We start from the raw sequence: 24534 nt of genomic DNA, 5'->3' as shown, positions 1-24534 counted from the left end.
TTGTGAGTCGGACTGCGCTAACTTTCGAAAGTCCCCTTAGTTTGTAACTAGGCCCCGGCCAACTTTCAAATGCCCCCTTAATTTGCGACTAGGACCGAGCGACCCCTAAGCAAGTTCCCTAACTGTGGGTTGAGCCGTGGCAAGCTTCAAAGAGTGCCTCCGAGTGTGGATTGGTAACTGGCAACCTCTAACCAGGCCTCTCGAGTGAGGATCGGCAACCGGCAACCCCCAACCAAGCCCTTCGAGTGTGGGTTCAGTCTTACCAATCCCCAAGCAAGCTCCCTGAGTGTGGCTTGTCCCGCACCGCAACCATCATCCTCAAAAAATTAAGCTCTAAGCTAGGAATCCCCATTCATTTCGGCCTTATTTTGTTAAAGAAAGTCTAAGATGACCATCTTCTTCTAGTATTTTATTTATTTTAGAAATAGAATATAGGTAAAATAATCGCGAGATGTCATTCTTTTGGGCGTGGCTTTTGCAAGTACAGATAAGGAATGTGTATGATGGATTTTATTAGACGGCACAAGCGCGTGCTCCAAATCTTTTTTTATGTCTTGATTTTTGGGCTTTTAGGTTATTTCATCCGCCACGAGCTCCAGGGGATTGACTGGCAACTCTTCCGCCAGTCCTTGGGGGAGAAGACCATTTGGATTCAACTGGCCCTCCTCCTGACGGGGCTCTTGGGCTTCTCGGTCAACGGACTCTATGATTTAAATGCCACCCGGGATTATCCTTTGACGGCAGCCCCGCTGGATATCCTTAAGATCGGCTGGATTAGCCAGGCCTTCAATGAATTCATCGATTTCGGGGGCTTGACGGGGGGAACCTTGCGGGCGAACTTCTACAAGAAGGCGGGTCTGCCGGCTGAATCGGCCCTCCAATTGTCGGTGATGAATTGGGCGGCGAGTTTCCTGGGCTTGGTCTTTTTGATCTTCCTCGCCTTGCCCCTGGCCTGGGGACGGTCGCTGGGTTGGCCCTTAGTCCTGGCGCTCATCTTCACCCTCTACCTGCCAGCCTTTCTCTTGGCGGACCGGGTGCCCTGGTTCCAACGCCTCTTTGACCGCTACCAGCTCCAGCAGATTTCCTGGCGCAAAAAATGGGGCTATGTGGGCGTATCCATCCTTGACTGGTCGGCTGCCCTGACTTACTTTCTCTTTGTCATGTCTGTCTTTAACCCCAATTTTGCCTGGACGGACGGCTTACTGATCTATGTCTTCAGTATCGTGGTGGGCCTCTTCAGCTTCGTCCCAGGTGGGGTGGGGGCCTTCGATGTGACGGTCCTCCTGCTCATGCAGAAGGCGGGCTATGAGACGGCCAATGTTCTCGCCGCCTTGGTGGTTCTCCGCGTGTGTTACTATATTATTCCCTGGGTCCTGGCTTCGACCTATGTTCTGGGCCGCTGGTACCGGGAGAAGACGGAGGACTTCCACCTGACATTCTGGTCAGATGTCCTGGTCAAAAGTTTGGCGCTCGTCATGTTTATCGGTGGCGCCCTCCTCGTGTCGACCGCTTTGGCACCGGAACTCTTCGAACGGGTCCGCCTGCTCAACCACCTGGTGCCCCGGCTCTTTGAACAAGTCTCGGCCTTTATCACCTTAATTGTGGGGATTGTGACCCTCCTGCTTTCGCTTGGTATCAATGCCCGGGTCCGCCGGGTCTACCAGGCGGCGATGGGCCTCTTGCCCCTGGGCGCTGTCCTCTGCCTGGTTCGGGGCATCTCTTACCGGGAGGCCCTGGTCGTGATGGCCGTCTGGATCCTCCTCTATGCCAACCGCCGGCAATTTATCCGGGCTAGCGTGCCCCTGACCCGGCGTAATATCCTTGTTGCTAGTCTCTTGACTATCCTTGTCCTGGGGGTGACCAGCGTGGCAGTGGCCTGGCACATCCTCCGCCTCCAGGGGGAATTGGTCATTACCATCAACCTGGTTCATCTCATGCTGAGTTTATTGATTGTTGTGGGCTTGGCCCTGCTCCTTCTTTTCAGCCAGTCGAAGAAGCTGGCCTTCCAAAGTCCGAGTCCAGAAGAGGTTGATGCCTATCTGGCCCTGGTCGACCAGTACGGGGGGACGGAATACAGCCACCTAGTTCGTCTCTATGATAAGCAGATTTTTTTCGGGCCAGACCAAGAGGCGGCCGTGCTCTACCGGTCGGTGGGGCGGAACATGTTGGTTCTCGGTGATCCTGTCGGCCAGCCCGCTTCTTTTGACCGCTTGCTCCAAGCTTTTGCCGCCTATGCCCATGATGCCGGCATGCAGCTGGCCTATTATGAGGTCAGTCCCCGCTACCTGGATCATTTTTGTAATATGGGTTATTTGACCGTCAAGATCGGGGAGGCGGCTATTATCTCTCTGACTGACTTCACTTTTGAGGGGAAAAAGAACCGCAACCGCCGGCAGATCCGCAATGCCATGGAGAAGGCAGGCCTGCGTTTTGAAGTTCTGACCCCGCCCCATAGCCCGGAAACTTTAGCTGAATTGAAGGGGATTTCGGATGACTGGTTGGAGGGGCGGAGTGAGATGGCCTATTCGCTGGGGGCTTTCCAGGAAGACTACCTGCAGGCCAGTCCCATCTTTGTCCTGCGCTCGGATGAGCGGGTGGAGGCCTTTGCTAACCTCATGCCCATCAGTTCGACGAGCGTATCAATTGATTTAATGCGCTTTAGGGGGGATACTGTAGATAACGTGATGCAGATGCTCTTGCTGCAGATTATAGCCTGGGCTAAGGAGGAAGGCTACGAGACCTTTGACCTGGGGATGGCCCCGCTGGCTAATGTTGGCGACCAGACCTATTCGCGCTCGCGGGACCGGGTGATCCGCCTAGTCTATGAGTACGGCAACCGGGTCTATGGCTTCAAGGGCCTGCGCGCCTACAAGGATAAGTTCCGCCCCCACTGGGAGAACCGCTACCTGGTCTACGCCGAAGCCGCCGCCCTGCCCCAGATCCTCCTCGGCCTCTATGAAGCAGTCAACCGGTCTTATAAGAAAAAGGAGAAATAACCATGCATACTCTCTATATCAAACAACGTATCTTCAAAATTACGGATAATTATCCCATCAAAGACGACCAAGGCAAGGTCTGCTACCAGGTGGACCAAGACTTCAAGCTGATCGGCGATAAGATCCATGTGACTGATCCCCATGGTGATGAGGTTTTCACCGTTAAGCGCAAGTTGATCCGTCTCTTCCCAACCTATAGTGTGGAATTCGCGGACGGTCAATCGCTCAAGGTTAGAAGCCAGCTCTCCCTCATGCGTCGCAAGGTCAAGGTCAGCTCCGACGACTTCCAACTGAAAGTGCGTGGCAACCTGATCGACCACAAGTTCACAGTTAGCGAAAGTGGAAATGAGATCGGCACCATCCGCAAAAAGCTCATCAGCATTGGCGACAGCTTTGAAATCCAAGTCAAAGATCCCAATTACGAACAAGTCCTCGTCGCTATTACCATTGCCATCGACAACCTGATGGACCGTGAAGACGACGAGGAAGACGAGGATTAGATTGATTTTGAAAGGGAGAGTGCTGAGCATCCCTTCCGCCTTTGAATTTGATCGTTAATAACCATCTTATCATCTAACCCCGCCAGCCGGAAAAAATAGCTGGCGGGGTTTTTGCATGGCTTTTTTGAATAGGGGCTGGGAGAGGCTGCTGACTTTCAAATGAGGCGGTGGTTTGCGAGTCGAATCGCGGCAACTTTCAAATGGGGTGGTGGTTTGCGAGTCGGGTCGTGGCAACTTTCAAATGGGGCGGTGGTTTGCGAGTCGGATCGCGTCGACTTTCAAAGGGGAGCTAAGTTTGCAAGTCGACGCGCTGCAACTTTTAAACAGACCCTGAATTTGCAAGTTGCCAGCCTCAGCCTACCCACCAGACACCAATCCCCTAAGCCAGTTCCCCATTCGGACCTGTTCTCCCTTTGCTTTCCCCGTTAATTTCGCTAAGATAGGGATAAGATCTTTAGAGGAGGAGCTTTATGACGACACATATTTGGAAACGGGCGCTGGTTTTAGCCATAGGAATTGCCATTAATGCTTTGGGGATTGTGCTGATTACCAAGGCCAACTTGGGGACAACGGCGGTCTCTAGTTTGCCCTTGGTGCTGAGTTTGGCGACGCCGCTGAGCTTGGGGACCTTGCTTTTTATCTTCAATGCCCTCTACATTGTCGGGCAGATGGCCCTCTACCGCCGGGATTTCCAGTCCTGGCAGTGGCTCCAGCTCGGGGTTAATTTGATTCTCAGCCTGGTGACGGATTGGTCGGCGGCAGCCTTGTCTTGGCTCCAACCCAACACAATCTGGTCCCAGGCTCTCTGCCTGGTTTTGGGCTGTGCGGTCCTGGCTTTTGGGATTGCCTTGGAAGTGGCGGCGGACTGGCTCTATGTGTCGGCGGAGGGCATCGTCCAGGCCATCACGACCCATTTTGCTTGGCCGTTCGGTCGGGTGAAGATTGCCTTCGACGGGACCATTACCGGTTTGGCGGTTCTTTTCTCCTTCCTCTTGCTCGGCGGCTTGGAGGGGGTAGGCTGGGGGACCTTGATTTCGGCCTTTTTGATCGGACGCTTCGTTGCTTTTTACCAAAAAAATTTGCCTGTCCTGGGCCGGATTGGGGCTTGGAAGATAAGTGATCGCATTTAACGAACACCACTCATCAAGAAGGTGTATCAGCGGTCCTATAGTATTTCGGGCTGACGTGTGCTAGTATATTCACATAGAAAACAGTGCTTATTTTTAATAAGTTAAAAGGAGCGATTCAGATGACTAAGCCAAATCCAACTGAAAAATATAAGGGTTTTAATACGAAACAAGTTCACGCTGGCCACCAACTCGATGAAACGGGTGCGCGGGCGGTACCGATTTATCAAACGACTTCCTATGTCTTTAAAGATGCTGAACAAGCGGCCAACCGCTTTGCCTTAACCGATGCGGGTGGGATTTATTCGCGTATCACCAACCCAACCGTGGGCGTCCTCGAAGAACGCGTGGCTGCTCTGGAAAACGGAACAGCTGGGATTGCGGTAGCTTCCGGATCAGCGGCAATTACTTATGCCATCCTCAATATTGCTAAGACGGGGGATAATATTATCTCTGCGACCAGTCTTTACGGCGGAACCTTCAACTTATTTAGCGTGACCCTGCCTGACTTAGGGATTGAAACGCGTTTTGTCAAGGATATCGAAGATTTCGACGCCGTGGAAAAATTAATTGACGACGAGACCCGGGCCATCTACCTGGAGACCATCGGCAATCCTAAGACCAACCTGATCGATATCGACAAGGTCAGCGCGTTTGCCCATCAACACGGCCTGCCTGTGATTGTGGATAATACCTTCGCCACACCTTACCTCTATCGGCCTCTAGACCACGGTGCCGATGTGGTGGTCCACTCTGCAACCAAATTCCTGGGCGGCCACGGGACAACTCTGGCAGGGATTGTCGTTGAAAATGGCCAGTTCGATTGGAAGAATAACGAGCGTTTCCCTGGCTTCTCGACGCCTGACTCTCACTATAATGGCCTGGTCTTCGGCGACCTAGCACCAGCGGCCTTCACGACTAAGATCCGCGCCCAAGTTCTCCGCGACACCGGGGCCTGCCTGAGCGCTCAGGACGCCTTCCTGATTATCAATGGGATTGAAACCCTGTCCCTGCGTGTGGAACGCCACGTGGCCAATGCAGAAAAGATCGCGAAACACTTAGAAGACCATCCTAAGGTAGACTGGGTGGCTTATCCTGGTCTGGAAAGCTCTCCTTACCATGAACTCGCTGAGCGTGACTTCCCGAACGGGGTTGGATCCATCTTCTCCTTTGGGGTTAAAGGGGGCAAGGAAGCTGGTATCCGCTTCGTGAATGCCCTAGAAATCTTCTCCAACCTGGCCAATGTGGCTGACGTCCGTTCCTTAGTGGTCCACCCTGCCTCAACCACCCATGCCCAATTATCCGATGAAGAATTGGAAGAAGCTGGGGTTGGCCAAGACCTGATCCGTCTATCGATCGGGATCGAAGATGTCGATGACCTGATTGCAGACCTCGACCAAGCTTTGGACCAAGCCTAAATTGATGATATAAAGAGAGAAGAAGAGCGGTGCGTCCGCTCTTTTTTGCTGCTTAAGTACCTTTTACTGTAAGGGGTTACATAGTTTTGCTATAATGAAGATATTAAAGGAGGTTATCAAGATGGCATTAAAAAATAAAGTTGTTTTAATCTCTGGAGCAGCCTCTGGTATGGGCAAGGGCGAAGCCTTAGCCTTTGCAGAGGCAGGAGCCAAGGTTGTTATCGCTGATTTGGATAAAGAAAAAGCAGATCAAGTGGTTGCTGAAATTCAAGAAAATAAGGGGACTGCCTTAGCGGTTGAAACGGATATTACCAGCACTGAAGCGATTGCCAAGCTCTACCAGCAGGTGAAAGAAAGTTTTGGAACGGTGGATGTTTTGGTCAATAATGCAGGGGTTTTTGACCAATACCAGCCCCTCCTAGATATGGACAAAGACAATTGGAATTTTTACCTGCAGATAAATCTGACGAGTGTCTATGAAATGACCCGGACTTTTCTCCCTGATATGATTGAGAAAGGTGGGGGTAAGGTGATTAATGTGGCTTCGATTGCTGGCCTTGTTGCGGGTAAGGGCGGGGCTGCTTACACTGCTGCCAAACATGGTGTGATTGGCTTGACTAAGCATACGGCCAGTGAATATGCGGCCAAGGGCATCCAGTGCAATGCTATTGCCCCTGGAACTATTGAAACACCCTTGATCGCTGAGGTGAAAGATCAAATTCCTACCGACAATATTCCTGCTGACCGCTTTGGCCAAGTTGAGGAAGTGGCTAACCTGGTCCTCTTCCTGGCTTCAGACAAGAGTAATTTTATCAATGGCGTGACCCTGCCCATTGATGGGGGTTATACCATCCAATAAAAGATTTAGCTTATGAGGGAGTGTGATAAAAGTCGATCAGGCCTGAATCAGCTAACGCATACTATATCTGTAAGTCGCTTGGCTTCGAAGAGCTATAGCAAGTGTCCGCGAACTATGGAAATTCGTTGACAAATGATTGGACATAGTTCGTAGTTGGGTTCGACTTGGCAGTTATGGAGTATTTTCACAAGTTAGAAACGAGCGAATACTTCTCCCTTATTCTGACTTGCTCCGAGCATCCAAGCTTAACGCCAAGTTGCACACCCAGTACGAAGTGGATGTCAGGGCTGGCTTTTGAAACAGATTTTTGAAAATCCTTCGTAACTTACAAAGAGGCTGGAACTTTTGATCCAGCCTCTTTATTATAGTAAGTATTTATTGAAAGGATTTTAAATTCGTCTTAAAGCGGCGCGACTTTTTGAGCAGATAGGGAGAAGATTGGCCGATAATTTGTTATGATAGCTTTAGTAACCTAGTGTTTAATGATGAAGGAGTGGTTCTTTTGGCAGATTTTGATTTATTGGTTCTTGGTGGTGGCAGTGGTGGTATTGCGACAGCTAACCGAGCCGCGGAACATGGGGCCAAGGTGGGCTTGGTTGAAGCCAAGCGCCTCGGTGGGACTTGCGTTAATATTGGCTGCGTACCTAAGAAGATCACTTGGTATGCCTCGCGCGTCCGTGATGCGATTGAAACTTACGGCCCTGGCTACGGTTTTAGTGCGGACAATGTCAACTTCGACTACCAGACCTTTAAGAAATCCCGGGACGCCTATATCGACCGGTCGCGTCAATCCTATACCCGGCAATTTGAGAAAAATCAAATCACTCTAATTGAAGGTTATGGCCGCTTTGTGGATGCCCAGACCCTGGAAGTCGACGGCAAGACTTATACGGCGGACAAGATCGTCATCGCCACTGGGGGACGGCCTAAAGTTCCGAATGTGGAAGGGCGCGAGCTCCTCTCAACCTCAGATGATTTCTTTGCTTGGGAGAGCTTGCCAGAATCTGTTGTGATTGTTGGGGCAGGCTACATCGGCGTTGAAATTGCGGGCGTTTTAAACGGGCTTGGTGTCAAAGTCGATGTCTTCGAGTTCCAAGACCAACCCCTAGCTGGCTTCGACCAAATGTTGGTAGATACTGTTCTGGAATCCTTCGAAGACCAAGGCATCGCTTTCTACGGCGGCCAAGGCTTGGAAAAATTTGCGGAAGAAGAAGGCCAGATCGCCTGCTATGCGAATGGTGAGAAAGTTGCCAGCGCGGACAAGGTGCTGATGGCGATCGGACGGGCTGTCAATACCGATGACTTGAATTTAGAAGGGATCGGTGTTCAGACCGACGAGAGGACCGGAGCGATTTTGGTGGACGATAACCATCAAAGCTCCGTTGCCAACATCTATGCGGTGGGCGACAACATCAACAAGGTCAACCTCACCCCCGTGGCCATCCGTGCCGGCCGCCAAGTCGCTGAATACCTCTACAACGGGGCAGCATCCGGCGCCATCAACTATGACAATGTCCCAACCGTGGTCTTCAGCCACCCCGCTCTCGGATCAATCGGCCTGAGCGAAGCTGACGCCATCGATAAATACGGCGAAGAGGCCATCAAGGTCTACACCAGCAACTTCTACTCCATGTACACCTCCGCTGCCGGCGAACGCGAAGCCTGCCACTACAAGGTGGTCTGCGCCGGCCCAGAAGAAAAAGTCGTCGGCCTCCACGGCACCGGCGAAGGCATGGACGAAATCCTCCAAGGCTTCGGCGTCGCCATCCAAATGGGCGCCACCAAGGCCGACCTGGACAGCGTCGTTGCCATCCACCCAACCAGCGCCGAAGAATTCGTCACCCTGCGTTAATTCAAGCCCTAAATATCTGACAGATGGATCCCGAGCCCCACGCTCGGGGTCTTTTTTTGTGGGGGTGGGTGGTGGTACCCACAAACGAAGTGCTCAATTGTGTATAAAATTTGTTTAACCCACAAATGAAGTGTCCAATTGTGGGTAAAATCTGTTTAACCCACAATTGAAACCCTCGAGTGTGGATAGAATATGTTCCATCCACAATTGCAGTATTTGATTGTGGGTTAGAGAGAATTAACCCACAATCAGAAGGATCTAGTGTAGGTTGATGATAGTTTTACTTAAACACGAAATCATTAAAGCAAACCTAATATATCAGGCAAGTATAAAATTTTTAAATTGAGTATCCAATCTAGTATCTATTAAGAACTCTATTGTTCGATTGTTTGTGGAGAGTAAGGGTTTTGAAATTGCTTTGGATTTTTCCCTTTTAGATAGGTGAAATGGCGTTGGAGAATTTGATGGATTTTGTAATAGCTCACTTTACCACAAGCAAAATCTTGAATAGCTGTACCATTCAATGTTCGATTTGGAAAAAGAAGGGCGTAATCATTGATGAGCTCTAAGACAGCTTCATCCTTAGAGAGAGTATGACCGCAGGAACATGCAAGATAATAACGAAAAATATTGAGCTTGTTACCACAGATACTGCAATGAAAACCTGGGTAAAACTTCTGAAAATCTTCTAATTCATTTGAGAATGGAGGACATTTTATTTCTTCTAATAAATAGCAAAGAGAATTTATTTCCGGGTTGAACTTTTCTTGGCTTAAGGATTGAAAATAATCTCGAGCTTGGTGGGGGAGCAGCACATTCTTAGTTACCGAATCATCCAAATCAGGATAGTTATAGGGATTGGCAAAATATATTTTGGCCTCTAGATTGATTGATAATTGATGCTCTGCTAATAAGTTTTCCATGAAGAGCTGGGATTTGAGTAACTGTTGGCAAATATCGCGCTCTCCGGGATAGTTGTTAAAGCTCCAGCGGCGGTCTCGGCAGCTGACTTGAGCGCGGTAATTTTTCACTTCGATTAAACAAAGGCTTGAAGGAAATACCAGGAGCGAATCGATCTCAATATAAGCATCTTGGTATTGCCAGTTGCGATAATGAGCGAGGGGGTGGACATCTATTTGCTCCAACATGTGGTCGAAAGCTAATTCCCCCTCAAAACCTCGTTCGAAATGGTCCAGTTTTTTATGGCCTTCAGGTGTTAGTTGTTGATATTTCTTTAAAGTGCGAAAATACTGTAGCGTCAAGGATTCTTTTCTAGTCATTTTTATCCCTCCTATTAGATATATACACGGTTAATGTGGTTATTCATTAACTGATTTTTATTTTTTATAAATAATAGATTTGGATAAATGGATTGGCGGGTAAAGCCACAAATGAGGAGGGTAAGTGTGTGTTGGAATACTCTAATCCACAACAAAAGACTTCGAGTGTGGATTGGATAAGACTAGCCCCCAACGGAAGTTCTTGAGTGTGGGTTGAATTGATTTAACCCACAATAGAATATCCCGATTGTGGCTTGCGCTCTCCCAGCCCACAATCTCAGGTCTCGAGTCAATCTTGCATCAAACTCACTCTCCCCAAAAAGCCATTTCTGTATTTTCTGACCAAGCGAAGCAAGTTTTTTCAAAGAATTGTTTTTCGCTCTTCCCAGACTGTGGGGCTTTGGCGGTCTTTCCTGGGAGAACAATCTGTAAAACACAAGATATTGTACGAGATTAATGTTGAAAATCTATATGTAGTCGGTTATGATAGTTAGTGAGCTCAAGATATGGGGGAGTTAAGTCAGTCGGACCCCCTATATCTTGTGTCCGATCGATAAAGGATACACAAGTTAGAAAGAGGGATTGGGATGTTTAATGAGCAAACAACGCCAGAAATAAAGATCCAAAATATTAATTTGGAGGATTTGATGGTTGAGAAACGGGATGGGCACAAGGCTCATTTCCGGCCTTCTGCGGTTAAGCATTCGCTCGCCAAAGCCCTGGATGTGAAGGATGAGGAAGTGCTGGATAAGCTTTTCCAAGCGACCTTGGCTGAGATTTTCCAGGGGGATGCGGAGTCCCTCCAGTCTGCAGGGATTGCCCAAGCGGTGGTGCGTAGCCTAGAGAACTTTGGCTATACTGAAGCGAGTGAGCGCTACCGGATTTTCCGCCACAATAAGATGCAGTTCAATGATAAGCAGTATGATGTGTCGACTAAGCTGCAAGAATTTGCGGCAGGGGACAAGTTAGTCCTCAATGAGAATGCCAACAAGGACTCCCGGGTCTTCAATACGACCCGCGACCTGACGGCAGGGGTTTCGGCTAAGGCGATTGGGCTTTCTATGATGCCTAAGGAAGTAGCTAATGCCCACTTGAAGGGGGATATCCACTTCCATGACCTGGATTACTCGCCTTATTCTCCGATGACCAACTGCTGCTTGATCGACTTCCAAGAGATGTTGTCCAATGGTTTCCATATCGGGAATGCGGAGGTGGAATCGCCTAAGTCCATCAACACGGCCTGCGCCCAGATTGCCCAAATTATTGCTAATGTGGCGTCTTCCCAGTACGGCGGTTGTTCAGCGGACCGGATCGATGAGGTCCTAGCTCCTTATGCCAAGCTGAACTTCGACAAGCACTTGAAGACAGCTAAGGAATGGATTGAGGGCGAGAACCGCCAGCGCGAATTTGCCTACGCCCGGACCAAGAAGGATATTTATGATGCCATGCAGAGTCTCGAGTATGAGATCAACACCTTGTACTCTTCCAATGGCCAGACACCTTTTACCACTCTTGGCTTCGGCTTGGGGACGGACTGGTTTGCTCGCGAGATTCAGTTGGCCATCCTGAATGTTCGTATCCAAGGGCTCGGCCGGGAAAAACGGACTGCTATTTTCCCTAAACTCGTCTTCACTATCCGTCGCGGGACCAACCTGGACCAGGGCGATCCCAACTATGACATCAAGCAAAAAGCTATCGAATGTGCTACCAAGCGGATGTACCCGGATGTTCTCATGTACGACAAGATTGTCGAGTTAACAGGGTCCTTCAAGGCGCCAATGGGTTGCCGGTCCTTCCTCCAAGGTTGGAAGGATGAACAGGGGTGCGAGGTCAACAGCGGCCGGATGAACTTGGGCGTTGTGACCCTGAACATTCCGCGGATTGCCCTAGAATCTGACCACAGCAAGGACCAGTTCTGGCAAATCTTTGATGAACGCTTAGAAGTCTTGAGAAAGGCCCTCCTCTACCGGGTGGAGCGGACCAAGGAAGCTAAGCCTGAGAATGCGCCCATCCTCTACCAATACGGGGCTTTCGGCAAGCGGCTCGATGAAGAAGGCGACGTGGATGAGCTCTTCAAGAACCGCCGGGCAACGGTGTCCATGGGTTATATCGGGCTCTACGAAGCCGCGACTTACTTCTACGGTCCAGACTGGGAAGATAATGCGGAAGCCAAGGCCTTCACCCTGGATATTGTCAAACATATGAAGGAAGTGGCGGACCAATGGGGGGATGACTATGGCTATCATTTCAGTATCTATTCCACCCCAAGTGAGAGTCTGACGGACCGCTTCTGCCGCCTGGACCAAGAAAAATTTGGCCAGGTTACGGACATTACGGACAAGGACTACTACACCAATAGCTTCCACTACGATGTCCGCAAGAATCCGACACCTTTTGAGAAGTTAGACTTTGAAAAGGACTATCCTAAATATTGCAGCGGCGGCTTCATCCACTACTGTGAATACCCTAACATGCGGCAAAATCCTAAGGCCTTAGAAGCGGTCTGGGACTTCGCTTATGACCGGGTGGGCTACTTGGGAACCAATACGCCCATCGACCACTGCTATGCTTGCGACTTCAGCGGGGACTTTAAGCCGACTGAGCGCGGTTTCGAATGCCCACAGTGTGGCAACAACGACCCTGACAGCTGCGACGTGGTGAAGCGGACCTGCGGCTACCTCGGTAATCCGAATATCCGTCCGATGGCAAAAGGCCGCCACAAAGAAATTAGCGCCCGGGTTAAGCATATGTCGGCAGACAATGCCTTGGTCAAGGACTCTAAAGCAGACACCATCGACCTCTTGAACCAAGATGCCCAAAGAAAGGCTGATGGCTAATGCGCAACCCCAAGCCCAAAGAGTGGACAGCGGAGAAATTCAGCAAAGGTAAGATTGCCGACTACAAGCCTTTTAACTTCGTGGATGGGGATGGCGTCCGTTGTTCCATCTATGTGAGTGGCTGTCCCTTCGCCTGCAAGGGCTGCTACAATAAAATTGTGCAAAATTTCAACTATGGAGTAGACTATACCGATGAACTTGAAGAGCGGATCCTCAACGACCTGGCCCAACCCTATGTCCAAGGTCTGACCCTGTTAGGGGGCGAGCCCTTCCTCAATACCCAGGTCCTCAACCGCCTGGTCGCCAAGGTGCGCGAGCGCTTCGGGGACACTAAGGATATCTGGAGCTGGAGCGGCTACTACTGGGAGGAACTCCTCCAGGAAACTGACGATAAACTCTGGCTCTTGAACCATATCGATGTGCTCGTGGATGGCCGCTTCGAACTCGACAAGCTCGACTTGAACTTGCGCTTTCGCGGCAGTTCCAACCAGCGCATTATCGATGTGAAGAAGTCCCTGGCCCAGGGGGAGATGGTCCTCTGGCTAGACGGCAAGTATGATGATATTTAATGACAAAGCAGCTGACAATCCTATTTTTAGGAAGAGTCAGCTGCTTTTTGCTTTATTTGAAATATAAGGATTCACATCAAAGTGGAGTAGATGCTCACTAGCACAATATATCTTATAATAGAAGCTTTAAATGAATTTCTGATTTTGTATGACTTCGACTTCACTCGGGCCAAGTGGGGAAAGTTTTGTTATAATACATAGGACGGTGGGAGGATCTTGCCTCCCCAAACGAGTACGAAAAAGGAGCGTTATTTATGTCTTATCAGGCTTTATACCGGGTCTGGCGGCCCCAGCGCTTTGCGGATATTGTGGGACAGGTGGCTGTTTCCCGCACCTTGCGCAATGCCATCCGCGAGGGGAAGACCAGCCACGCCTATCTCTTTACAGGACCCCGGGGAACAGGGAAAACTTCTGCGGCGAAAATTTTTGCTAAGGCCATTAACTGCCCCAACCAGACCGATGGGGAACCCTGCAATGAATGCGCGATCTGCCAGGCCATTACCGAGGGGACTCTGGCTGATGTGATTGAAATCGATGCGGCTTCTAATAATGGGGTGGAGGAGATCCGCGACATCCGCGATAAGGTCCGCTATACGCCTACCGAAGCCCAGTACAAGGTCTATATTATCGATGAGGTCCACATGCTGTCGACGGGGGCCTTCAATGCCCTGCTCAAGACCTTGGAGGAACCGCCTGCCCACGTGGTCTTCATCCTAGCGACGACGGAACCCCATAAGATTCCTGCGACGATTATCTCTCGGACCCAGCGCTTCGACTTTCGCCGGATCCGCAATACGGATATCGAAGAGCGCCTGGCCTATATCCTCAAAAGCAATGACCAGGCCTATGAGGAAGACAGTTTGAAGATTATTGCTCGGGCGGCCAATGGGGGGATGCGGGACGCCCTCTCCCTCTTGGACCAGAGCCTGTCTTTTGCGGAAGGCAGTCTGGATGCGGAGACGGCCCGCCTAGTAACGGGGACCCTGAGCGAGGACCAGATGCTGGCCTACAGCCAGGCCCTGCTTAAGCAAGATGCCCGGCAAGCGCTCGATACCCTCCACCAGATCCTGAACCAGGGCCAAGAAGCCAACCGTTTCGTTGAAGAAATGCTGGCTTTTATCCGGGACCTGCTGATGGCTAAGGAATTGGGTGGGCAAGAATCCGAGCTGACCCGCCACTTCTCCCAAGCCTTCTTTGACTTGGCCAAGGATTTCCCTGACCAGGCCCTCTACCTGATGATGGACCATTTCCAGGAAGCCCAGTCGGAACTCCGCTTTACCAGCCAGCCAGAGATCTACCTGGAAGTGCTCTCGATTCGTTTGAGTCAGAGTCTCAACCAGGCGCCAGAACTCCAGGAAGCTGCTGAAAATGCACCGGTATCCCAGGCCGCCCAGGACCAGTTGGACGCTCTCACCGCCCAAGTGAAATCCCTTCAAGACCAGGTCGCTCAAGGAACGCCGGGAGGTCCAGCCAAGGGGCAAGCCAAGCCGACTGCCAAGCGCCAGGCCACAGGTTCGGTCAACTATAAACCCAATTATGGGCTGATCTATAAGACCCTGTCGGAGGCCACCAATACCGACCGCCACAAGATCGAAAGTATCTGGCCGGACTTGGTGGAATCCCTGCCTAATATCCAACAGGCCCTGCTCAAACAGACCTATCCTGCCGCTGCCTCCCCTGAGTATTTTGTTTTGCGTTTCGATTATGCTATCCTCTGTCAAAAGGTAGCGGACGACCAAGCCATTAAGGATACCGTGGCCAAACGCCTCCAGGAAGGGGTAGGCCATCCCGGTAAGATGCTCATCCTGACTAGCGAACAATGGAATGAAGCCCGGCAGAACTATGTCACCGCCCACAAGGCAGGCAAATTGGACGAACTCCTGGGCGACCAGGCGCCAACTGAGATCAAGCAAGCCGCGTCTTCCGAGGAAAAGCCAGCTGATAGTGACCAGACCCTGCTGGAGGGGGTCCAGGCTAAAGAAGACAATCCGCTGGCAGAAGAAGCCATCAAACTCTTCGGGGCAGATAATGTGACGGTGGTGGATGATTAAGACCGAGAGACTATTTTTTCTCGTCGACTGCTGGCAAGGTGTTTTTATTAAAAGTTCAGCAAAGCATTTTACCCTTCAGGCATTTTCCCTTATAATAGTGTAGAAAGAAACGTGCGCTATAGAGTACGTTAAGCGATACAGAGAATTTGGTATGACCAAGAGAAGCTCAACTAAGCATAAAGGAGAATCAAGCATGGCTAACAATATGATGAATATGCAGAAGATGATGAAGCAGGCACAGAAGATGCAGGCGCAGATGGAGGCTTCGCAAAAGGAGCTAGCAGAAACGACTTTTACTGGGACGGAACCGTCCGGCATGATTAAGGTGACGGTGACGGGCGACAAGAAGGTTGAAAAGATTGACCTGAAACCGGATGTGGTGGATCCGGATGATATCGATATGCTCCAAGACCTCTTACTGGAAGCAACGAATGATGCCTTGAGCCAAGTGGATGCTGCCCAAGAGAAATCTTTTGGTGGAATCAGTAAGGGCTTGTCTGGTTTAGGGTTTTAACAATTTGTATTGGTGAGCATACGTTGCGCTTTTGAATTTGGTCCTTGAAAAGCCATGGCACCGGCTCGAGCCTCGGTCTCTCGCCTAGCAAGAGTCAAACGGCTCGTACGGCTAAAGCCTACGATCCGTAATTTCCTTTGCTTGCTTTTTCATGGCTAAGGACCAACTTCAACGCTTCACTCCTGCTCAAAAGTAATTGGTATAGTTTTTGGTTACTAATTACCAACATTAAAAATTAAGGAATGGTTTTAAGTTAAGAAGCACGTATGCATGGGGCCTGGCCAATCTTTGCTGGGCCTCTTCTTTATGCCTAATGATTTAAGGAGGATTAGATGCAGTATCCAGAACCTATTGCTAAGTTGATTGATAGCTTCCAGAAATTGCCGGGAATTGGGGCGAAGACGGCGGCGCGCTTGGCTTTTTTTGTTTTAGATATGCCGGAAGCGGATGTGGTGGACTTTGCTAAGGCCTTGGTCGATGTGAAGCGTAATTTAGTCTACTGCAGCGTTTGCGGGAATATTACGGAAGAAGATCCCTGCGTGCTCTGTGCTGACCAGACTCGGGACAAGTCCCAGGTGATGGTGGTGGAACAGGCCCGGGATGTCATGTCGATGGAGAGGATGCAGGAGTACCGAGGCCTTTACCATGTCCTCCACGGTGTCTTGTCCCCCATGGAAGGAACCGGTCCGGAAGACTTGAATATTACGAGTTTACTGACCCGGCTCCAGGACGAAACCATCCAGGAAGTGATTATTGCTACCAATGCCACGGCGGAGGGTGAGGCGACGGCGACTTACTTGTCTCGCCTGATCCAGCCGGCAGGGATTAAGGTGAGTCGGATTGCTTACGGTCTGTCTGTGGGGTCAGATATTGAGTATGTCGATGAAATGACCCTCCTCCGTGCTTTGGAGGGGCGGCGGACCATGAACCAAGGGAAGGAGAAAGACTGATGCCCGGACGTTTTATCACAGTGGAAGGCCCAGACGGCTCAGGGAAAACCACCCTGATCCAAGGCCTTCTTGCCCGCTTGGAAGCTCACTTGCTTCCTGACTTGGTCGCTACTCGTGAACCAGGTGGCGAGCCCCTAGCGGAAAAAATCCGCGACCTTATCTTGGATCCTGCTCATACGGATCTAGATGCCCGGGCGGAAGCCTTGCTCTATGCGGCGAGCCGTCGCCAACACCTGGTCCACAAGATCCAACCTGCCCTAGCAGCCGGTAAGTGGGTGGTCTGTGACCGCTTCGTGGATTCATCCATTGCCTACCAGGCTTGGGGGCGGGAGATTGGGGTAGCTGGCATTCAAGCCATTAATGACTTTGCGACAGAAGGCCAAGCCCCTGACCTCACCCTCTACTTAGATCTCTCAGCAGAAGAAGGCATTCGTCGGATTCAGACACAGCGGTCTGACGAATACAACCGCTTGGACCAGGAGAGTATCGCTTTCCATAAGCGGGTGGTGGCAGGCTACCAAGAGCTCCTAGCCAAGGACCAGGGCCAGCGGATTAAGGCTATCGATGCGAGTCAGGCGCCAGAAGCCTGCTTGGACCAGGCCTGGAAGATCTTGCAAGCGGCTTATCCAGAAGACTTTCGCCAAGACTAGGAGGGGAGACCATGTTTCGAATTCAAGCCAAGCAGCCGGAACTCACGACGCTGATGGACCGGGTCCTCCGCCAGGGACGTTTGGGCCACGCCTATATCTTTGAAGGAGAGGCGGGGGCTGGCCAGGCGGAGATGGCGGACTATGTGGCGGCGGCCCTTTTTTGTCAGGGAGAAGATAAGCCCTGTGGCCAGTGCCGGAACTGCCAGCTCCTCGTCCAAGGCGACCTCCCTGACTTAGTCCACGTCGAGCCGGAGGGGCAGAGCCTGAAGATCGACCAGATGCGGGAGATTAAGCAGGAGCTTTCGCTAACCGCTATGGGTGGCGGGCACAAGGTTTTCATTATCCATGAGGCAGAGAAGATGACCAATAGCGCTGCCAATAGCCTGCTCAAGTTCCTGGAAGAGCCCAATCCCGAAGTTTATATCTTTCTTTTGACCAGCCAAAAAGAGCGGCTCTTGGCAACCATCCAGTCGCGCTGTCAGGTGATCCACTTCAAGACTCTGCCCCTGGACCAGGTCCGGCTGACCTACCAGGAGGCGGGGATCAGCTCGCAAGTGTCGGAATACCTGGCAGCTCTGACTTCCGACCTCAGTCTGGCCCAAGGCTTGGCAGAAGATGAGACTTTCTTAGACCAGACCAAACGTTCCTGGACCTGGCTGGAAGCCTTAGTTAAACAGGATCCCCGGGCTTTTACCATGGTGCAGACGGACTGGATCAAGCGAGACAAGGGACGGGAGACGAACCAACGCCTCCTTGAAATCATCTTGGCCTACTTGCGCGACCTGCTTGTTCTCAACTACCAGGAAAGAGACCAACTCATCCTGCCTTCCCGGGCTTCGGCTTACCAGGACCTCCGCCGCCAGGTAAATCCTCGCCAGCTCCAAGACCAAGTCCAGCTGGCACTTAAGGCGCGGCGGATGATCCAAGCCAATGTCAGCCCCCAGGCGGCCCTAGAATATTTTGTTCTGGCGAGCTGGCAAGGCTAGCGTGCATGAATAAAAAAGCGGCCATAAGCTTCTCAGACCTCCAATGATCGGTTAGGCTGGGAGACTTATGGACCGCTTTTTTATATTTTAAAGTGCATCTGCTTCGTCTAGGGGACGGTGGATGCGAGTGACCAGACTCAAGGCCTCAAAGCCTAGTCCTTCAAAGAGCGCCACAGAAGGATTTTCGATATCCGCTAGGGCGAGGAGGGGCTTGGCAGACGGGGCTGCTTTTTCCTGACTGAGGGTGATAATTTGGGAAGCGATCCCCTGGCGCCGGTAGTCGGGGTGGACGGTCAGGTTGTCGATTTCCAGGAAGGGGCCTTGGTCGATCAGGTCCCATGTCGCGACAAGTTGGTCTCCTTGATAGGCCAGGGATTGGCTGATCCAGGGATTCTGATAGGCCATCTGATAGCGCAAGGCTCGGCTATCTCTGAGGGCCGGAGGGGCCGGTTGGTCGAAGGGAGTTTGGAAATCTAGATAGGCTTGGAAGCTATCTTCGTCGGTGACTTCTTGCCAGTTTATTTGCATCTCTTTCGACTGACGCCGGTTAGCGGGGCTTTGGAAGACTTGGTAGCTGGCTAATTGGTAGTTTTTGCTTTCGAGTGCTGCCATCAGTTCGTTGGGAATGCCGTGGTTTTCAGGCAGGTAGAAGCTGTAATAGGCCAGGCCCAGCTCCTCCGCATAGTCCCAGAAGATATCCTCGAGTATGTCGAGCTCCTCTGCACCAGGCATGAAGGCCAGCTGTAAGCAATTTGTTTCATAATCCTCTGCCAGTTGGGGATTGCCTAAAAAATCAAAAAGATCAGTAGGTTCATAATGGCTCGCATAGCTATATAAATCAGAAAAATGGAACATGGGGGTCATCCTTTCTCTATGGTGAGACTTCTCAACTATTATAAGGGAAAATGTTGAGGATTAGAAAAGATCTTTCAAGTTTAATAGAAAGCAGGGAGATTTCTTGCTAGAGGGGCGGCATGTAGTCTGCCAAGCCACACTCGCGCGCTCTGTTTGTGCCTTGTGCTTTGCTAAGCCACACTCTGGTGCACTGATTGTGGCTTGCTGCTTGCCGACCCACACTCTGGTGCACTGATTGTGGCTTGCATCGCTCTAACCCACACAGCAGGCCCTTAAGTGTGGCTTGAAGCTTGTCAACCCACACGCCGAGACCTTGTTTGTGGCTTACCTCCAATCATTCAAGTCTACCCGCTCTTGCTCACACCTTATACTCGGGTTCGCAAAGGCAGAAAGGGAGTGACTTCAGCAAAGTGGAATGATCGGTTAAAGCCGCTCTTTTCCTCTTAGCCTCCAGTCATCCCTTTCTACCCGCCTTTGCTCACACCCTTTTTTACAAGCACGTTAGGGTAAAATATGCTAAAATGGATGACTAGAAGAAGGCTTCTTGTTTAAGCTGTGAAGGAGGGATTTGATGGATAATCGTGAGATGGTTGAGGAGTTTGAGGGGATGAAGGCTCAGCTGAGCGCTTTGTTGGAGAATCTGGACCGCTTGGAGGAGCGTTGGTCGGAGGCGGTTATGCAAAACCATGACTTGCAGATGGAGAACCAGTATTTGCGCGAGCGGCTCCAAGAATTGACCGCGCCTGACCAGGATGGCCAGGTTGAGCTAGGGGGGCATAGTCCTGAAGATGTGTCAGGCTTGTCCCCAGCCTTAAAGAACTTAATGAATATTTATGAGGATGGCTACCATATTTGTAATATTTCTTATGGTCAGCGCCGGGCTAATGATGAGCAGTGCATGTTCTGCTTGGACATCCTCTACAGTGACCGTTAAGCAGTAGGAGAGGGAGGAATCGCAATGATCGAATTGAAGCCAGGCGAACGTTGGGACCGCTTGATGCGGGAGGACCTGGACATTATCCAAAGCGCGGATCATTTTGCCTTCTCCATTGATGCTCTCTTGCTGGCTGACTTTGCCCAGACCAAGGCGAGTGCCCGGTCTGTGACGGTTGACTTTTGTACGGGCAATGGCGTCTTGCCCCTGGTCTTAGCGCAAAGGACGCAAGGTAGGGTCTACGGGATTGAGTGGCAAGAGGATGTGGCAGATATGGCCCAGCGATCGGTTTGCCACAACCACTTGGAGGACCAGGTTCAGATTATCCAGGGCAATATCCGCCGGGCGCGGGATTACTTTGCCCATGATAGTGTGGACCTGATCACCTGTAATCCACCCTATTTCAAGGTCTATCCCCAGTCCCCTCTGAATCCTAACGATAGTAAGGCGGTGGCCCGGCATGAACTCCTGATGACGGCGGAGGATATCTTCCAACAGGCGAAGATCCTCTTGAAGTCGCGGGGGAAGCTTTATCTCGTTCACCAGGTGGAACGTCTGCCAGAACTCTTACTCCTCGCCGATAAACACCGGCTCCAATTGAAGCGGCTCCGTCTGGTTTATCCCCTGCCTGAACGGGAGGCTCATATCGTCCTTCTCGAATTCATTAAGAATGGCCAGGCAAAAGGCTTGCGGGCTGAACCTCCGCTCTATATCCATGACCAAGAGGGGCACTATTCCAAGGAAGTGGCGGCGGTCCTCTATGGCTAAGCACTATATGTACGTCTTGGCCTGCGCTGACCAGACCCTCTATACGGGCTATACCACTGATCTTAAACGACGAGAAAAAGCCCACCAGTCCGGCAAGGGAGCCAAGTATACCCGCCCGGCTTCCCGCCGCCCCTGCTATATGATCTATGCCAAGGCTTATGCGGATAAGTCTGCGGCCATGTCAGCAGAATACGCCTTCAAGCACCAGAAGCGACCGGCTAAGGAAGCCTACCTGACCCAGCAGGGGATCGACTTCAACCAACCCTTGACCCAGCAATTTATCTTCGACAATACGCCTTAAGGAGGTCCCAGTATGCAGGAACAAAAAAGTTTTCAAGCGTCAGACCGAGGTCGGCTCTACCTTGTGCCGACGCCCATTGGTAACTTGGAGGATATGACCTTCCGCGCGGTGACCACCCTCAAGGAAGCTGATCTGATCTTATCTGAAGATACTCGTAATACTCAAAAACTCCTCAACCATTTTGACATCTCAACTAAGCAGCTGAGCTATCATAAGTTCAACCACCAGGAACGCTTAGCGACGATCCTCAAGCGCTTAGAGGAGGGCCAAGTCTTAGCCCAGGTGTCGGACGCTGGCATGCCTGCGATCTCGGATCCCGGGGCTGACCTGGTTCAGGCGGTTATCCAAGCTGGTTACGCGGTGATTCCCCTGCCTGGTCCCAATGCGGCTCTGACTGCCCTCATGGCGTCTGGCCTCGATACCCAGCGTTTTCTTTTTGTCGGCTTTCCGCCTCGCAAGAAAAAAGCCCTCAAGGAGACTCTAGCAGATTTGAAGGGCGACCAGGCGACCCTGATTTTCTACGAATCGCCCTACCGGCTCCGGCAAAGCCTCAAAGTGTGTGCGGAAGTCTTCGGTGACGACCGCAAAGTTGTTGTGGTCCGGGAATTGACCAAGCGCTTCGAGGAGTTTCGTCGGGGAACTCTAGCCGAAGTCCTTGCCTACTATGAAGACCATCCTGAAATAAAGGGCGAAATCTGCTTCATGCTGGCGGGCCAGTCGGAGGAAGAAGCCCAGGCGGAACAAGCAGCAGCGGCCCCTAATGCTGGCTTGAGCTTGCGCGACCAGGTTCTTGGGCGGATGGCTCAAGAAGGTCTGACCTCCAAGGCAGCCATCAAGGCAGTGGCCAAGGACCAGGGTCTGGCCAAGCAGGAGGTCTATGCCGCCTACCACCAGATTGAAGGTGGTCAAGGGTGATTATTTATGGCATCGCCTTTGCCCTGATTGCCGTGGCCCTGGTTATCTTTATCCTGGCACCGCGCAATGTGTGGGATAACTTGATTTTGATTCTAGGCTTGGTCTGCCTCTTTCTTGCGGTGATCAATGACCAGAATTTTCCGCGTTATTACTGGGTCCACCAGGTTTTTCGCTGGGCCCAGGTCCTAACCGACTATATCGCGCCCTTGCTCTTGATGATCTTTGGGGTCTGCATGTTCTCTTTGGCCTTGAACCTCTTTACCAAGGAACATTCCTATAGCCAGTTGCTGGTGGGCCTCTTCCTCAGCGTCCTCTTGATCGGGATTTCTATCGCCCATTACTGGCTGATCTTCACTGTAGAGCTCTCGGACAAGCAGGATTGGCTCAGGATTCCAGACTTTGTAATGGCCTATTATGTGCTCTTATTTATTAACTATTTATTGATGTCCGCCCGCCTGTCCTTCCTTGAAAGCCAAAAAGCTCAAGACTATGTGATTGTCTTGGGGGCTTCGCTGAGACCAGATGGCAGCCCCAGCGGCGTCCTGGAGCGGCGTTTGAACCGGACCCTGTCTTACCTGAACTGGCACACCTACATCCATGGCAAGCAGCCTGTGACTATTGTCTCGGGTGGTCTGACCGGGCCCAAAGCCAGCTATACCGAGGCGGAAGTGATGCGCGACTATCTCGTTGCCCGAGGCCTTTCAGCAGATAAGATTCTCTTGGAAGACCAAGCGTCCAATACCCACGGCAACTTCTACTACAGCAAGTGCCTGATCCAAGACCGCCAGCCCATTATTGAAGCCGTTTCTGCTGTCTTCGTGACCTCTTCCTACCACCTCTACCGCAGCCAGCTCTATGCCAACTTGGAGAAGCTCTACCAAGTGAGCGGAATTGGCGCGCCCTCTACCTTGAAGGAATGGACCATCGATAGCTTCCGCGAATACATCGCCATTCTCTTCATGCACCGCCGTTTGCACTTTATCGTCAGCCTTGCCTTACTCGGCTTTGGCATCATTAATTTTGTACATTTTTAAAAGGAAAGACTTTAAGTTGTTCTTAATTTGTGCTTTAATAGACTCATAGGAAAAGCTAAATATTAAGGAGGTAGCTAGTACTTATGTTAAAAGAATTCCGCGATTTTATCGCAAAAGGTAATGTAATGGATATGGCCATCGGGGTTGTTATGGCGACCGCCTTCACTGCCATTGTCAATTCTTTAGTTGAAGATATTATTATGCCAATTGTGGCTTTCTTCACGGGCTCAACGGACTTTACTGATATTGTTTTGCAGATTGGTAATACCAAGTTGATGGTGGGGAACTTTATTCAATCTATCGTTTCCTTCCTGATTATCGCCCTGGTTCTCTTCTTTGTGATGAAGGGTGTGGCAACATTGAAACACACCTTCGTGAAAGAAGAAAAAGTGGATGAGGAAGAAGAGGATAAACCAAGCAAAGAAGAAGTCCTCTTGACTGAAATCCGCGATCTTTTGAAGAATAAATAGTCTTAACGATGATTCGTAATCGTTAATAAGCAAAAACACCGCTCTTTACTAAGGGCGGTGTTTTGTTATAAATTTTGTGCTAGTGATCAGTATTAAAATATCAAGAAGGCTTATTTTTAAGGATTGATCGCGTTAACTTTCAAACAGGGCCTTGATTAGCAAGTAGCTGATCTTGAGCTTTCTAATGAGCTGCCTGTTAGCAAGTAGACCCGCGTCAACTCGCAAATGGGCCTCCTATTAGCAAGTTCAGCTCCTGCTAGGCAAGCTGACTGACCTCATCATAATGTAAACAAGCTAGCAAGGGCCTTGCTAGCTTGTTGAACCTTATTTTATATTTTTTACCATGGATTGTGCCAGGTTTTACTTGGACTCGGCTTGGAAAGCCATATTCCGGCCTCCTGAGTGTGGCTTGACAGAGTTCAACCCACACTCCCGATCTTTAATCGAGGGTTGTTTGCTGCTAACCCACGCTCCCGGAGTCTGATTGTGGCTTGGATGTTGTCAACCCACACTCCTGATCTTTAATTGAGGATTCTTTGCTTCTAACCCACACTCCTGGTGTTTGGTTGTGGGTTGAGCGCTATCCGCTTACACCCTATAGTCAGTCGGGTTCGACTTGGCAGGCTTGGAGTGGTTTCACAAGTCAGAAACGAGCGAATGCTTCGCTC

The 24534-nt window shown here is 50.8% G+C and carries 21 protein-coding genes; 19 read left to right on the top strand and 2 right to left on the bottom strand.

The annotated features are described in order from the left end of the window. Positions 1 to 503: 503 nt before the first annotated feature. From mprF to gorA, 6 genes are all read left to right on the top strand, one after another. Entirely contained in the window at positions 504 to 2996 is a 2493-nt protein-coding gene (mprF, locus tag HMPREF3090_RS08910) for a bifunctional lysylphosphatidylglycerol flippase/synthetase MprF (protein WP_070486491.1), read from the top strand. Positions 2997 to 2998: 2 nt separating this feature from the next. Beyond that, positions 2999 to 3496, top strand: coding sequence for an LURP-one-related/scramblase family protein (locus tag HMPREF3090_RS08905; protein WP_067974258.1), 498 nt, complete (start codon positions 2999 to 3001; stop codon positions 3494 to 3496). Between the two features lie 470 nt (positions 3497 to 3966). After that, complete coding sequence (locus tag HMPREF3090_RS08900) at positions 3967 to 4626, top strand: YczE/YyaS/YitT family protein (protein WP_067974262.1); 660 nt, start codon at positions 3967 to 3969, stop codon at positions 4624 to 4626. A gap of 119 nt (positions 4627 to 4745) precedes the next feature. Further along, positions 4746 to 6041, top strand: a complete 1296-nt coding sequence (locus HMPREF3090_RS08895) for an O-acetylhomoserine aminocarboxypropyltransferase/cysteine synthase family protein (protein WP_070486489.1) — start codon at positions 4746 to 4748, stop codon at positions 6039 to 6041. Positions 6042 to 6162: 121 nt separating this feature from the next. Continuing rightward, the gene (locus HMPREF3090_RS08890; RefSeq protein WP_067974271.1) at positions 6163 to 6900 is read left to right on the top strand and encodes an SDR family NAD(P)-dependent oxidoreductase; all 738 of its coding nucleotides are present in this window, start codon (positions 6163 to 6165) and stop codon (positions 6898 to 6900) included. Positions 6901 to 7402: 502 nt separating this feature from the next. Then, positions 7403 to 8752, top strand: coding sequence for a glutathione-disulfide reductase (gene gorA, locus HMPREF3090_RS08885; RefSeq protein WP_067974275.1), 1350 nt, complete (start codon positions 7403 to 7405; stop codon positions 8750 to 8752). A gap of 374 nt (positions 8753 to 9126) precedes the next feature. On the opposite strand, the gene HMPREF3090_RS08880 is transcribed toward gorA, so the two are convergent. Next, the gene (locus HMPREF3090_RS08880; protein WP_067974278.1) at positions 9127 to 10032 is read right to left on the bottom strand and encodes a nuclease-related domain-containing protein; all 906 of its coding nucleotides are present in this window, start codon (positions 10030 to 10032) and stop codon (positions 9127 to 9129) included. Between the two features lie 587 nt (positions 10033 to 10619). Between HMPREF3090_RS08880 and nrdD the strand changes: the two genes are divergently transcribed. From nrdD to holB, 7 genes are all read left to right on the top strand, one after another. After that, a complete protein-coding gene (nrdD, locus tag HMPREF3090_RS08875) occupies positions 10620 to 12869 on the top strand; it encodes an anaerobic ribonucleoside-triphosphate reductase (RefSeq protein ID WP_083272454.1) in 2250 nt (749 codons plus the stop codon). Next, a complete protein-coding gene (gene nrdG / locus HMPREF3090_RS08870; RefSeq protein WP_067974282.1) occupies positions 12869 to 13438 on the top strand; it encodes an anaerobic ribonucleoside-triphosphate reductase activating protein in 570 nt (189 codons plus the stop codon). The genes nrdD and nrdG overlap by 1 nt, the downstream gene beginning before the upstream one ends. A gap of 254 nt (positions 13439 to 13692) precedes the next feature. Further along, positions 13693 to 15489, top strand: a complete 1797-nt coding sequence (gene dnaX, locus HMPREF3090_RS08865) for a DNA polymerase III subunit gamma/tau (protein ID WP_067974285.1) — start codon at positions 13693 to 13695, stop codon at positions 15487 to 15489. 193 nt (positions 15490 to 15682) lie between these two features. Further along, the gene (locus tag HMPREF3090_RS08860) at positions 15683 to 16003 is read left to right on the top strand and encodes a YbaB/EbfC family nucleoid-associated protein (RefSeq protein WP_067974290.1); all 321 of its coding nucleotides are present in this window, start codon (positions 15683 to 15685) and stop codon (positions 16001 to 16003) included. A 332-nt stretch (positions 16004 to 16335) separates the two neighbouring features. Then, positions 16336 to 16953 carry a recombination mediator RecR gene (gene recR / locus HMPREF3090_RS08855; protein WP_067974292.1) on the top strand — a complete coding sequence of 206 codons (618 nt, stop codon included), beginning with the start codon at positions 16336 to 16338 and terminating at the stop codon, positions 16951 to 16953. Then, entirely contained in the window at positions 16953 to 17603 is a 651-nt protein-coding gene (gene tmk / locus HMPREF3090_RS08850; RefSeq protein WP_067974296.1) for a dTMP kinase, read from the top strand. Before recR ends, tmk begins: the two co-directional genes overlap by 1 nt. Before the next feature lie 11 nt (positions 17604 to 17614). Continuing rightward, positions 17615 to 18589, top strand: a complete 975-nt coding sequence (gene holB / locus HMPREF3090_RS08845; protein WP_067974299.1) for a DNA polymerase III subunit delta' — start codon at positions 17615 to 17617, stop codon at positions 18587 to 18589. 87 nt (positions 18590 to 18676) lie between these two features. On the opposite strand, the gene HMPREF3090_RS08840 is transcribed toward holB, so the two are convergent. After that, positions 18677 to 19444, bottom strand: a complete 768-nt coding sequence (locus HMPREF3090_RS08840; RefSeq protein ID WP_067974303.1) for a GNAT family N-acetyltransferase — start codon at positions 19442 to 19444, stop codon at positions 18677 to 18679. A gap of 571 nt (positions 19445 to 20015) precedes the next feature. Here HMPREF3090_RS08840 and HMPREF3090_RS08835 point away from each other — a divergent pair. The 6 genes from HMPREF3090_RS08835 to mscL all read left to right on the top strand — a co-directional run bounded on the left by HMPREF3090_RS08835 (position 20016) and on the right by mscL (position 23866). After that, the gene (locus HMPREF3090_RS08835; protein WP_067974310.1) at positions 20016 to 20378 is read left to right on the top strand and encodes a DNA replication initiation control protein YabA; all 363 of its coding nucleotides are present in this window, start codon (positions 20016 to 20018) and stop codon (positions 20376 to 20378) included. Positions 20379 to 20402: 24 nt separating this feature from the next. Beyond that, positions 20403 to 21146 (top strand): tRNA1(Val) (adenine(37)-N6)-methyltransferase, encoded by a 744-nt coding sequence (locus HMPREF3090_RS08830; protein WP_067974316.1) that lies wholly within the window; start codon positions 20403 to 20405, stop codon positions 21144 to 21146. Beyond that, positions 21139 to 21447, top strand: coding sequence for a GIY-YIG nuclease family protein (locus HMPREF3090_RS08825; RefSeq protein WP_067974320.1), 309 nt, complete (start codon positions 21139 to 21141; stop codon positions 21445 to 21447). Before HMPREF3090_RS08830 ends, HMPREF3090_RS08825 begins: the two co-directional genes overlap by 8 nt. Before the next feature lie 12 nt (positions 21448 to 21459). Continuing rightward, the gene (gene rsmI, locus HMPREF3090_RS08820) at positions 21460 to 22362 is read left to right on the top strand and encodes a 16S rRNA (cytidine(1402)-2'-O)-methyltransferase (protein ID WP_067974323.1); all 903 of its coding nucleotides are present in this window, start codon (positions 21460 to 21462) and stop codon (positions 22360 to 22362) included. Further along, complete coding sequence (locus HMPREF3090_RS08815) at positions 22359 to 23396, top strand: YdcF family protein (protein ID WP_067974327.1); 1038 nt, start codon at positions 22359 to 22361, stop codon at positions 23394 to 23396. The genes rsmI and HMPREF3090_RS08815 overlap by 4 nt, the downstream gene beginning before the upstream one ends. 83 nt (positions 23397 to 23479) lie before the next feature. Then, positions 23480 to 23866 (top strand): large conductance mechanosensitive channel protein MscL, encoded by a 387-nt coding sequence (mscL, locus tag HMPREF3090_RS08810; RefSeq protein WP_067974331.1) that lies wholly within the window; start codon positions 23480 to 23482, stop codon positions 23864 to 23866. Positions 23867 to 24534: the final 668 nt, after the last annotated feature.

The organism is Aerococcus sp. HMSC23C02, from assembly GCF_001806805.1.
GTDB classification, from domain to species: domain Bacteria; phylum Bacillota; class Bacilli; order Lactobacillales; family Aerococcaceae; genus Aerococcus; species Aerococcus sanguinicola.
The sequence above is the reverse complement of the archived record's forward strand: the minus strand, read 5'-3'. Positions and strand labels throughout refer to the sequence as shown.